12 protein-coding genes are annotated in these 12255 nt (G+C 41.8%); 3 read left to right on the top strand and 9 right to left on the bottom strand.

Annotated features, from left to right (window positions below):
* Window positions 1–108 precede the first annotated feature (108 nt).
* Window positions 109–1893 (bottom strand): GspE/PulE family protein, encoded by a 1785-nt coding sequence (locus tag Q7U33_RS08185; protein WP_304859601.1) that lies wholly within the window; start codon window positions 1891–1893, stop codon window positions 109–111.
* Between the two features lie 140 nt (window positions 1894–2033).
* On the bottom strand, window positions 2034–2930 hold the full coding sequence (gene nadC / locus Q7U33_RS08180; protein ID WP_304859598.1) for a carboxylating nicotinate-nucleotide diphosphorylase: 897 nt from the start codon (window positions 2928–2930) through the stop codon (window positions 2034–2036).
* Between the two features lie 85 nt (window positions 2931–3015).
* Between nadC and Q7U33_RS08175 the strand changes: the two genes are divergently transcribed.
* Complete coding sequence (locus tag Q7U33_RS08175) at window positions 3016–3630, top strand: glutathione S-transferase N-terminal domain-containing protein (protein ID WP_304859596.1); 615 nt, start codon at window positions 3016–3018, stop codon at window positions 3628–3630.
* Window positions 3631–3784: 154 nt separating this feature from the next.
* Here Q7U33_RS08175 and Q7U33_RS08170 read toward each other — a convergent pair whose 3' ends face one another.
* From Q7U33_RS08170 to Q7U33_RS08155, 4 genes are all read right to left on the bottom strand, one after another.
* Window positions 3785–4114, bottom strand: a complete 330-nt coding sequence (locus tag Q7U33_RS08170) for a hypothetical protein (protein WP_304859594.1) — start codon at window positions 4112–4114, stop codon at window positions 3785–3787.
* A gap of 15 nt (window positions 4115–4129) precedes the next feature.
* A complete protein-coding gene (gene mnmA, locus Q7U33_RS08165) occupies window positions 4130–5239 on the bottom strand; it encodes a tRNA 2-thiouridine(34) synthase MnmA (RefSeq protein ID WP_304859592.1) in 1110 nt (369 codons plus the stop codon).
* Window positions 5240–5262: 23 nt separating this feature from the next.
* Window positions 5263–5706, bottom strand: a complete 444-nt coding sequence (locus Q7U33_RS08160) for an NUDIX hydrolase (RefSeq protein WP_304859589.1) — start codon at window positions 5704–5706, stop codon at window positions 5263–5265.
* An 82-nt stretch (window positions 5707–5788) separates the two neighbouring features.
* Window positions 5789–6421, bottom strand: coding sequence for a YchE family NAAT transporter (locus Q7U33_RS08155; protein ID WP_304859587.1), 633 nt, complete (start codon window positions 6419–6421; stop codon window positions 5789–5791).
* Between the two features lie 74 nt (window positions 6422–6495).
* Between Q7U33_RS08155 and Q7U33_RS08150 the strand changes: the two genes are divergently transcribed.
* Window positions 6496–7098, top strand: coding sequence for a nucleoside triphosphate pyrophosphatase (locus tag Q7U33_RS08150; protein WP_304859585.1), 603 nt, complete (start codon window positions 6496–6498; stop codon window positions 7096–7098).
* A gap of 27 nt (window positions 7099–7125) precedes the next feature.
* A complete protein-coding gene (rng, locus tag Q7U33_RS08145; RefSeq protein WP_304859583.1) occupies window positions 7126–8577 on the top strand; it encodes a ribonuclease G in 1452 nt (483 codons plus the stop codon).
* Window positions 8578–8690: 113 nt separating this feature from the next.
* Here rng and Q7U33_RS08140 read toward each other — a convergent pair whose 3' ends face one another.
* Genes Q7U33_RS08140 through proC form a run of 3 tightly spaced genes read right to left on the bottom strand, consistent with a single transcriptional unit; the run spans window position 8691 to window position 12194 of the window.
* A complete protein-coding gene (locus tag Q7U33_RS08140; RefSeq protein WP_304859581.1) occupies window positions 8691–10766 on the bottom strand; it encodes a dynamin family protein in 2076 nt (691 codons plus the stop codon).
* 14 nt (window positions 10767–10780) lie between these two features.
* Window positions 10781–11356 (bottom strand): YggT family protein, encoded by a 576-nt coding sequence (locus Q7U33_RS08135; protein WP_304859579.1) that lies wholly within the window; start codon window positions 11354–11356, stop codon window positions 10781–10783.
* 31 nt (window positions 11357–11387) lie between these two features.
* Window positions 11388–12194, bottom strand: coding sequence for a pyrroline-5-carboxylate reductase (proC, locus tag Q7U33_RS08130; RefSeq protein ID WP_304859577.1), 807 nt, complete (start codon window positions 12192–12194; stop codon window positions 11388–11390).
* Window positions 12195–12255 lie beyond the last annotated feature (61 nt).

Below are 12255 nucleotides of genomic sequence, written 5' to 3'. Positions count from 1 at the left end.
CAAGGACGAAAGTGTTAAGCATGCATATTTAATTGACTAAATATCAACAGAGGCAGCCTTGTTTTGCTTTGTGGATGATTTTAGAAAACCATCATAAAAACAAGGCTTTTACTCGAACTCTAGTGGCGGCGCTACTTTTAGTAGTTCTTCAATAGTGGTGAGTCCTGCTGCTACTTTTTCAGCACCATTGATTATTAGTGGTTGCATACCTTCTTGTTGTGCTAATTTAGTCAGTTTTACTAAGTTTGTTTCTGGTGTAATCAGTTTTCGTAATGCAGGGGTAATGGTAAGCATTTCATAAATGCCGCTACGCCCTCTAAAGCCTGTGTTGCGACATTCTAGGCAGCCAACAGCTTTGTAAATATGTGCTGGTTTTGGCAGGTTGAAGGTGCCAACAAGTGCATCCCATTTACTTTGTTCAATGGGCTCTTTTGTCTTGCAACTTGGGCAAAGTGTACGCACTAGCCGCTGTGCCATGATGCCGAGTACGGTAGAGTGGATGAGGTAAGATGGTACACCCAAGTCTAGTAAACGTGTAATAGCCGACGGTGAGTCGTTAGTATGTAAAGTTGATAGGACTAAATGCCCTGTTAACGCAGCCTGAATTGCCATGTCCGCAGTTTCAAGGTCGCGAATTTCACCCACCATGATAATGTCAGGATCTTGCCGCATTAGGGTACGTATGCCATCTGCAAAGCCAAGTCCGATGTTTTGTTGAACCTGCATTTGATTGAACGCAGGTTCAACCATTTCAATTGGTTCTTCCACTGTACATACGTTGACTTCTGATGTGGCTAGTAATTTTAAGGTGGAATACAGGGTGGTTGTTTTTCCTGAACCTGTAGGGCCTGTGACTAGAATAATGCCGTTAGGCGCTTTTGTCCAAGCGCTCCACTTATCTGCTTGGTCTTTTGAAAAGCCCAGTGATAAAAAGTCTTTGCCTGAAATGTCAGGTGAAAATATACGCATCACGAGCTTTTCACCAAACGCAGTGGGCATGGTAGATAAACGCAACTCGACTTCCTGGCCTTCAGCCGATAGGGTTTTGATGCGCCCATCTTGCGGGCGGCGTTTTTCAACCATATCCATCCGCCCCAGCAGCTTAATCCGACTGGTAATGGCATTCATGATGTTAGGGGGGAGCTGGTAGACTTGATGCAGAACGCCGTCGATTCGAAAGCGCATCATGCCCATATTGCGTCTAGGTTCTAAATGAATATCGCTGGCACGTTGTTCAAATGCATATTTAAACAGCCAGTCAACGATATTGACTACGTGTTGCTCATTGGCGTCTAGATTTTTATCTTTACCCAGTTCAACTAATTGCTCGAAATTTTGTACGCCTACAATTTGCCCAGCTTTTGCCAAATTGGCTGCATTCATTGAACTGGCTAATTTGTACATTTCAGGCAGGTAGCGATTAACCTCTAGTGGGTTCGCAAAAACCAGTTTCACCTTCATCTTAAGTACGCGCTCTAGGTCTTCAATCCAGTCGGTACTAAAAGGTTCAGTTGTAGCGATTGTTGCCATGCCATCTTTAATAGCAATTGGCATGATTTTCAGGCGTTCTGCATAGCCTTTTGATACAATTTGTGCAGCAGAACCGAAATCTAGTTTGAGTGGATCAATGTGATAGTAATCTAAGCCTGCGTGGGCGGCTAGCCATGATGAAAGCCATTCAACTGTAATCGCATTGTGAGGTGTATTAAGGTTTTTCCATTTTTGTTCACCAATCACTACCAGTGGATGCAGGTTAGAACTGTCTAGTTTCCGGTCTTTGTATAGTTTTTCAGCTTGTACTTTATCTAATATCCCATCGTTGACAAGGATGCGGAGCGCATCACCAAGTGTTAGGCGGCCCGATGGTTTGATGGGTAGTGTAGCTTTGCTCATTTTTTGCCTTTTAAACTAATAAACTAAATGCAATCTATGGAACTATTTTGTAGTTTAACATGGACTAATTTTTCTGATAGAAGTCTGTTAGTAAGCATTTAGATTATGAAGTATGCGCTTTTATGATTGCAATTGATGATTTAGCTATTGGGTGTGATTTGCATCGACAAATCAATAGCTTTAATGTCTTTGGTGATTGCGCCGATTGAAATGCGATCAACTCCTGTTTGTGCAACTTCGCGAACGTTGTGTAGAGTAATGCCTCCAGATGCTTCTAATATGGCTTTTTTAGTCACGTTGTTGTTAATTTTTACAGCTTCGCACAGCAGAGCGATGTTAAAGTTATCTAAAAGAATGCTCGTGGCACCAGCATCTAATGCCTCTTGTAGTTGTTCTAGGTTTTCTACTTCAATTTGTATGCTTTTACCACAATTGAGTGCAAAAGCCTGTTGCATTACCTTGTTAATGCTTCCTGCAGCGGCAATGTGGTTTTCTTTAATAAGGATGCCATCATAGAGCGCAAGCCGCTGGTTGTGGCCTCCGCCGATAGTGACCGCATACTTTTGAGCTAGCCGCAGATTAGGTATGGTTTTTCGAGTATCAAGAATTTGCGCAGATGTCCCAGCAATAGCATCTACATATTTTCCAGATTCGGTAGCGGTAGCAGATAGTGTTTGCAGGAAATTAAGTGCACAGCGCTCCGCTGTTAGTAAGGAGCGAGCTAAGCCTGTTATTTGGCACAATGTTTGGTTCGGCTGCACATGTTCACCCTCTGTGACTAGCCAATCAATCTGTACATGAGTGTCAATCTGTTTGAAGCATGCATTAAACCAATCAATGCCACAAATAACAGCATGCTCACGCACAATTACCTTTGCAGTCGCTGTTTGTATTGCGGGCACCAACATTGCTGTGAGGTCGCCACTCCCAACATCTTCATCTAGCGCATTTTTAACTTGCGCCTGCACCATTGCACTGAAGTCGGCCGTATTGAAACCTTTTAGACCGATTGGGTGGTTTTTATTCGTTTGCATCATATAAGTTATCGTAAAAGGGGCTTGTGATTGAATTATAATGCTAACAAACAATCTATAAACATCAACATTGTGATTAGTCAATATTATGAAGCTTTTATACACGGTAAATAGTCCATATGCACGCAAAGTTCGCATTGTTGCGGCAGAGAAGCACATTGAGGTTCATTTGCAGGAGGTGGTGTTGTCAGCGCCTGATTGTCCTGTGAAAGAATATAACCCATTAGGCAAAGTGCCAGTGCTGATTTTGAGTGATGGTGATAGCTTGTACGATTCTCGGGTGATTGCTGAGTATTTAGATAATCGCACGCCATTGGCGCATTTGATTCCTAAAGATAATGGTGCGAAATCTGCTGTGCGTAGATGGGAGGCTTTGGCCGATGGTGTTTGCGATGCGGCTGTTGCTGTGATGTTGGAACAAAGAAAATCTGAACAGATGCAAGACCAGACATTTATTGCAAAGCAGATGGATAAAGTCACACGTGGACTGACTGTGTTAAATAATGATTTGGGTCAAAATAAATGGTGTGTAGATGACACTTTTAGCTTGGCTGATATTGCGGTAGGTTGTACCTTGGGTTATCTTGGTCTTAGATTTAGCAATGTAATTAATTTGGCCGAGGATTATGCAAATCTCGAGCGATTGCAGTCAACTTTACTGCAGCGCCAGTCATTTAAAGATACCTTGCCTGTTGCTAACTAATTTTTAGGGCGGTCTATTTTATAGTGACCGTCTAACGCGGAGTGTCAGTTTAATTTGGAGTAGCTACGTTTCTCATCAGCAAGTATTTTGTGAGATATTTGCTGATGAAATGCGCGGTTGTTTAGGTACAGTAAATGCTCAGGCAGTAAAAATATTAAAACAGCTCGTTGCTATCATCAAGAATGCCAGAAAGTTGTGATTTGCTTCGCATAGACTGCCTTTGATTTAGTCGTTTTTGCGCATGTTCTGGTAGGTCAGTAAAGCGTATTGTATTACGCTCTACCAGTAAGGAAATTAAATCTTCCAACACCCGTGCTAGATGGATATCACTTTCGCGAAATGGATCGCTTTCCGCCAGTGATGTCTCTAAAAAGCTAATGTAGCCTTTATCTTTAGCATCAACTTCCACCCAATCATCATTGAGTTTCTCCGTAGCACTGGTCGCGATAATTTCACCTTGTGAGTTTTTTAGTACATAAGCCATGATGTCACCCTTTATTTAAACTGCACCAGTAATGATGCCGCCGCCTAAGCACACATTGCTTTCGTAAACGACAGCTGATTGGCCTGGCGTGATGGCCCATTGTTTTTGTCCAAATTTAATTTCTACTTCATTGCTACTAATGCTATCAATTTCACATGGTGCATCGGGTTGGCGGTAGCGAGTTTTTGCTGCATAGACCCAGTTGGTGATTGGGTTTTCATCACTAATCCAGTGAAGTTGGCTTGCTTTTAGGCCATCGTTAAGTAGTAAAGGGTGTTCATGACCTTGTACCACGATGAGTTCGTTCTTTTCCATATCTTTTGCAGCTACAAACCACGGCTCACCATTGCTCTCGCGGCTACCGCCGATTTTCAAGCCTTGGCGCTGTCCAAGTGTGTAATACATTAAGCCTTCGTGACGGCCTACCAGTTTGCCTTCTGGGGTTTTCATGTCACCTGGTTCGCGCGGTAAGTATTTGCTTAAGAACTCTTGAAACGGACGCTCACCAATAAAGCAAATGCCAGTAGAGTCTTTTTTTTCTGCATTTATAAGCCCAGCATTACGTGCAATTTCACGTACTTCGCGTTTTAAGTGTTGCCCAAGCGGAAATAGTGTTTTAGAGAGTTGCGCTTGATTGAGGCGGTAGAGAAAGTAGCTTTGGTCTTTGCTACCGTCATCTGCTTTCATGAGTTGAAATAGGCCTGGCTTGAGTGGATTTTCTCGCACTTGTGCATAGTGCCCAGTGGCGATTAAGTCTGCCCCCATGCTCATTGCATGATCTAGAAACGCTTTGAATTTGATTTCAGCATTGCAAAGAATGTCTGGGTTAGGCGTGCGGCCAGCTTGATACTCGCTTAAGAAGTTGGCAAACACACGGTCTTTGTACTCTTTGCTGAAGTTCACTGCTTCAATATCAATGCCAATTTTGTCAGCCACTGATACTGCATCGATTAAATCTTGTTTGCTTGAACAGTATTCATCAGTATCGTCATCTTCCCAGTTTTTCATGAAGAGACCAGTGACTTCATAGCCTTGTTGCTTAAGTAGCAGGGCAGTGACTGACGAGTCTACGCCGCCAGAAAGGCCGACTACTATTTTCTTTTTTTGAGCTTTATTTAAATTCATGATTCAAATTCATCGATTTTGGATTATAAGTGCGTAATGACTGATAGTGGGAAGTGTTGTCCACTCAGGTAGTCTTCAATACAAGTAATGACTTGCGGGCTACGCATCAGCATGGCGTTATTGCGGATTTCTTCAGCCGTCATCCAGACGGTGCGAATGATGCCATCATCAAGGCCTAGCGCTGGTTGGTGATTACTCACATTGCCTATGTATGCGAACCTTAAATAAGTGGTGTCATTGTGTTCATGTTTCCAATGATAAACGCCAAGCAAGCTGGTTGGATGAAAGGTGTAGGTGGTTTCTTCCAAAGTCTCGCGTATCACCGCTTCTAGCAAGGTTTCGTTATCTTCAAGATGCCCAGCTGGTTGGTTGAAACGGTTTCCGCGATCGGTTGTTTCTTCTACGAGCAGAAATTTACCGTTTTCTTCGATAATTGCCGCGACTGTGGCGTGTGGCTTCCATTGCATAATCATATCTTCAATTAATTTAACGCTATTTTACTCTGAAGCATGCCATTTACTGAAATATCTCTTTAGGAATAAATAGTCATCATGCCAACGCGGGGAAAAGCCCAGTCAAGCCATGCGCAATAAACTCAACGGCCATCGCGGCTAATATTAAGCCCATTAATCTAGTGACAACGTTAATGCCGATGGTGCCTAGCTTGTATGAAATTCTGACTGATAATTTTAATACCAGCCAAATGGTGATGCAGACTAGGAGGATTGGAATGATAAGGGAAAGATGGCCTAGCAGACTGGCGTTTTTTTGAGCGGTAATAATCATGTTGCTGATGGCTCCAGGCCCTGCCAGTAATGGAATGCTCAGTGGCACAATCGCGATTACTTCTCGCTCTGCCATTGTTTGTGCTTCTTCTGGTGTTTGACGGGCACCACTTTGTTTGCCATGCATCATTGAAATGGCGATAAGCATGAGTAGAATGCCACCACCTACCTGAAACGATGGGATGGAGACGCCAAAGAAATCTAAGATTTGATCGCCCATGAGCGATGATATCGTCAGGATGATAAATACTGAAAAAGCCACTGTTTTTGCCGTTTTTGCCCTCTCTTCGTTGCTCCAGCCACTGGTCGCGCTAATGAAAATAGGCACGCTACCAATAGGGTTCACAATAGCAAACAAGCCTAGGCTGATTTTAAATAAACTTGGCCAATCGATCATATTCATTCCCATTTCATGCAATCTAATGTCATTAACGCGTTGTTAATTCTTAGATAGTAAATTAAAGTGAGTATATGTGGAAAAATAATCATAAAAACTTAACCATTATTCTTGCCTCACGTAGCCCTCGCCGCGTAGAGTTGCTCAAGCAGATTGGCTTAGATTGCGAAATCTACCCAGCAGATATTGATGAGTCTCAGTTCCCTGAAGAGTCGCCAGTGCAATATGTACTCAGATTGGCGCAAGAAAAAGCGGTGGCTTGCGCATCTATGCTAACAACAGAGTATCTCGATTATCCTATTTTGGCAGCAGATACCACAGTGGCTTTAGCTGAGCTTGTATTAGGTAAGCCTACAGATGACGATGATGCGCGTGATATGCTAAGCAAGCTATCTGGAGGAGTGCATCAAGTGCATACGGCAGTGGCGTTAAATTTTAATGGTGAAGTAGAGGTCTTGTTAAGCTCGACTAATGTTGAAATGATGACCTTATCAGCCGAGCAAATTGAACAGTATATTGCTACAGGCGATCACTGTGACAAGGCAGGTAGCTATGGCATACAGGGCTTAGCAGGTGCTTGGATCAAAAGAATAGAAGGAAGCTATACTGGCGTGATGGGATTGCCTGTATATGAAACAGCAGCTTTGTTAAGAAAACATCGCATTATTACGATTTAAACGATTAATGAATGAAGTGAGTATAAATTGAGCGAAGAAGTACTAATTAATGTAACGCCGCAAGAAACTCGCATTGCCATGATGGAAAATGGTGTAGTGCAAGAGCTGCAAATTGAACGTAGTTCATCATTGGGCTTGGTTGGGAATATCTACAGAGGCGTGGTATGCCGAGTGTTGCCAGGTATGCAGTCGGCTTTTGTAGAAATTGGTTTGCAACGAGCGGCCTTTTTACATGCAGGCGATATTTTGGAGTGTGGTGACTCTGAACTGAAACGACCCATACAAGAAGTGCTACACGAAGGTCAGTCTGTGATGGTACAGGTGATTAAGGAGCCGATTGGTACCAAAGGTGCACGATTGACAACGCAAATTAGTATTGCCGGGCGATTTTTGGTGTACTTGCCTCAGCAAGAGCGTATTGGTGTTTCACAACGTATTGAAGTTGAGGCTGAGCGAGAGTCTTTAAAAGCGCGCTTGCTAGGCCTGTTACCTGAGGAGCGAGTAGGTGGTTACATCATCCGTACCATGTCAGAGGCAGCAACCGATGAGGAGTTGTTAGCGGATATTGATTATTTGAATAAAACCTGGACGCATATTAAAGGCAAGAGTATTACCGTACCTGAACGAACTTTGATATTTCAAGACTTGAATTTGCCGATGCGTGTACTACGTGACGTGCTATGTGCGGATACTGAAGTCGTGCGTGTTGATTCGAGTGAAACCTATCAAAAATTAGTAGATTTTTCTAATTTATATGCAATTTCAGCTTTAGATAAATTAGTGCATTATCAAGGTGAGCGACCACTATTTGATTTGTACAGTATTGAGCAAGAAATTGAAAAAGCGATGTCGCGTAAAGTTGAGCTAAAGTCTGGCGGCTATTTGATTTTTGACCAGACTGAGGCTTTAACCACTGTCGATGTCAACACTGGTAGTTTCGTCAGTGGCAAAAATCTCTCCGACACCATCTTTAAAACTAATCTTGAGGCCGCACAATCAATTGCACGTCAACTGCGACTACGCAATTTAGGTGGCATCATCATTATTGATTTTATTGATATGGATGAAGATGTTCAGCGTGCGGCCGTGCTGGAAGAGCTGCAAAAGGCTGTTGCACGTGACCGTGCGCGCACTGGCATTAATGGATTTACACCCTTAGGCTTGGTGGAGATGACACGTAAAAGAACGCGTGAGAGTTTAGCGCATATTCTTTGTGAGCCTTGTTCCACATGCAAAGGCCGTGGCGAGTTGAAAACTGCGCAAACAGTATGTTATGAAATTTTACGTGAACTGCTACGAGAGGCTCGTCAGTTTAGTGCACGTGAACTACGTGTACTTGCTGCACCTAAAGTGATTGAGATGTTGCTTGATGAAGAGTCGCAGAGCTTGGCAAACTTATCAGATTTTATCGCTAAGCCTATTTCATTACAGGTTGAATCTAGCTATGGGCAAGAATCGTTTGATATTATTTTGATGTAGTCTGTTGGTTTAGTGCTAGATTTACACTTAATTTAATCGTATCTATTATTTAGCTTACATTAGGCTGTAGACTTAAATTACTTAGCGCTTTAATTACGTACAATTGTAATTACTTAGATAAACGGCGCATCAAACTTTGCTGTCGTATTAGTGTCGCCACTAGTAGTAGTAATATTCGCAGTGCCGATATTTAATTGCACTACCTTTCCATCTGCGGATAAATCGGTATTGAATTTAACACTACGCATAAGCTTGAGTAAAGTAGCGTCTAGTTGGTTGGATTGATCTTGATATTTGATCAGGTTTTTTTCAGCAAGGGCTATGTTTTTAACCACTTTGTCTGCATTGTTGTGTGACTCCATCAGTGATTCAGCGCGTTGATCCAGCGCATTTTTGTGTACACTGATTTGATTTTTTAATTCCCCAATTACTTGGTTGAGCCAGTGAGTACAGTCTAAATGTGACTGCTCAAAAATGGCCTGAATTTGCACACCTAAGCCTAAAAAGAATTTACGAATTAAAAAGTTTTTTTCTGTCAGTAGGTTAACTGGACTAGTGCAAAACTCTTCGGTTACTTTCTCTAAGGCTTGAATGTTTTCAATAAAGCGACGCATATCGAGCTCAATCGCCTCCGTTTTTTCAAAACCATGCTTACTCGAAAATAGTTGATATAAATCATCTGCATGTTTTTTAATAATCTGACCTTCAGTGCTGATTTCTTCAGCGAGGTTAATTGCTAGCCTTGTAATTTCACGAATGTTTCGATTAAGTCCTACTGTTGTCCAGCTGTCACCCATATCTTGTTTGGTTTGAGCCAGTGTTGTATCTAAATAGCCTAGACTTAAGTGGCGTAATAGTTTACTACTTAGTCTTTTTATTTTTTCACTACCTTGGTTAAAGGTCAGAATTGAGGCTTCGTAGCGTTTTCGCTCAGCAACAACTTTGGCGAGAATTTCTTTAGAGGCGTCATGGCTTTTATGTTGCAGGTCATGCAGTTCAGTGAGTTGATTTTTGATGCTATTTACTCGAATTTGAGCGAGTTTCCGAGATGCTCTAATCATATTTGAACATTCGGTGACGACCGCCCTACCTAGCACTTCATGCTTTGATTGCACCATCTGCTCAGCAAGGGAGTTCTCTAGCTCATTGATTTTACTTCGTTTAAGTAATGCCTCGTCTTTTCTAATTTTTGCTACCAGTGCTTTTTGCGCTGAAATGGCAAAAATACTTTTTGAGTCTAGCCCAAGCTCATGCGCTGTGTTTCTAATTTGCTTCTGAATTAACAGTTCAACTTCAGCATCGGATTCTAGTCCGTCCCAAAGAATGTCTATTTTATTGAGTACAACCAATTTATGCGCTGCGCGCTTTTGCACGTAGTTTGTCCAAATCTGCATGTCCGATTTGGTAATGCCTGTATCTGTGGCGGTTAAAAATAGAATCGCTTGAGCATTAGGTAAAATGCTCAATGTTAGTTCAGGCTCTGCCCCCATGGTATTTAGACCTGGAGTGTCTAAGACGACTAAACCATTTTTTAGTAATGGGTGGGGGTAGTTGATTAGTGCATGACGCCAAACTGGAATTTCAACTTTCCCACTTTCAGCAAGTTGTCTTTGCATGCTGGGATCGTTTTCATTCCAAAACCCTAGTTTTTTAGCTGTTTCAATATCAACTTCTCTTTTTTGAACCAACGCCCGTAAGGTTTGTTTCATCGCATCGGCAGAATGAATATCTAGCCTTATTTTATGCCATACGTCTTGTGTTGTTTTCAGATAGCTGAGCGTGTCGTCAGATTGTCTGGTTTCAATCGGTAAGAGCTTAATACAGGGTTCTTCTTTATCACTCCAGAAAATCTCTGTCGGGCACATGGTCGTCCGACCAGGTTCGCTAGGGAGTAGTCTTTGATTAAAATCTGAAAAAAACAATGCGTTAATCGTCTCGGTTTTTCCACGTGAAAACTCGGCCAATAATGCTAGTACTAACTGATCTTTTTTTAGGATTTCCTTAAGGTCATATAGTCGTAACTCTTGTATGGCATTGAGTGATTCAGCATGACCAGGCCAATCAATATACTCATCAATCGTGGCAATAAGACTTTCTCGCCATTGACTGTACTCTGTAATTTTCGAAGTTAAGTTCGAAACAGCAGTAATCGCTTGATCTTGTCCAGTGGTAGATATCGGTACGCTCATGATGTTATCTTAACTTACAATGTGGAAAGTAAGTTGTTTTCTAATGGAATCAGTACAGTAGTTAGCAATAATTGTGCCGTAATAATAAACACGAGTGGACTGAGGTCAAAATTACCTGCAGGCGGGATGTATTTTCTTAATGTACGTAATATTGGATAGGTAAGACTATTTAAAATCGGTGCGATTGGCGTATGCGGATTAATCCAACTTAAAATTGCTTGAATTAAAACAGCATAAAGGAAAATAGATAGGCTGATGTTGATAATACCAATCAGTGCTACACCAAAAATAACGAGCCAGACGGTATTGCCCGCTACTAGAATAGGAAAGCCTTTTAGCCATAAAGTACAAAAGCTAAGGATGACTTGAGTTAAATAGGCAAGCAATAACGTTGATAAATCTATCTTACCAATGCTAGGTAAAAAGCGGCGTACAGGTTTTACAGCAAAGTTAGTAACGGTCACAATCAATTGAGCAAATTGATTTTGGAATGGCGCTTTTGTGAGCTGTAAATAAAACCTCAATAAGAATGCAAAACTTAACATAGTGAGTACAGCTTGTATTAAAAATAAAATAGCGTTTATTAACATAAGTATTTTTTAGGTAAATAATATAAATAAATTATTTGCCTAGTATGTCTCCTAGTGTCACTGATTTATCAGCTGCAGCTTTGGCGGCTTTAGCAATAGTTTGCTTAATGTTGGCAGATTCTAAACTTAATATACCTTGTTCAGTGGTGCCACCTTTAGACGTGACTTGCGCGCGCAACGTTTTAACGTCACTAGCGCTCTGTGAGGCTAGTAAACTAGCGCCAGCAAATGTCTGTAGTGCAAGCATCTCTGCTTCCGTATCCTCAAGCCCTAGTGCTATACCAGCTTCTTGTAGCGCCTCTATAAAGTAAAACACATAAGCAGGCCCGCTACCAGATATCGCGGTCACAGCGTCCATTTTAGTCTCATCATCAAGCCATAGTGTTTTGCCGACAGCTGCAAGCACTGTATTGGCTTGTTCTCGCTGTGTTTGATTTACATCTGGCATTGCATAAAGTGCGGAAACACCAGCTTGAATTTGTGCTGGCGTATTAGGCATGACACGCACAATGCCTTTGTACTCATCTAACCAAGTGGAGATGTCTTTGCTTCTTACGCCTGCCGCAATAGACACAATCAGTTGAGAGGTTAATACTGGATGTAATTGATGGCAGACCTCTTTAAGCTGCTGAGGTTTAATGGCTAACACAATCACATCTGTGTTGCGAAACTCAGCATAAGTGTCGGTAACTTGAACATTTAGGTCTTGTGCTAATTCAATACGTTTTTGAGCATCGAGTTCTAACACAGTAATGCCAGACATATCAAAACCATTTTGCTTTAAGCCACCGATGATTGCGCGTGCCATATTGCCGCCGCCAATAAAGTTAATTTTCATTTATGTCCTTAAATTTTCGCATTTAATTTATCCTAATGATCATTATCTAAAACTATCGATA

The organism is Methylotenera sp. (assembly GCF_030653755.1).
Taxonomy (GTDB): Bacteria; Pseudomonadota; Gammaproteobacteria; order Burkholderiales; family Methylophilaceae; genus Methylotenera.
The sequence above is the reverse complement of the archived record's forward strand: the minus strand, read 5'-3'. Positions and strand labels throughout refer to the sequence as shown.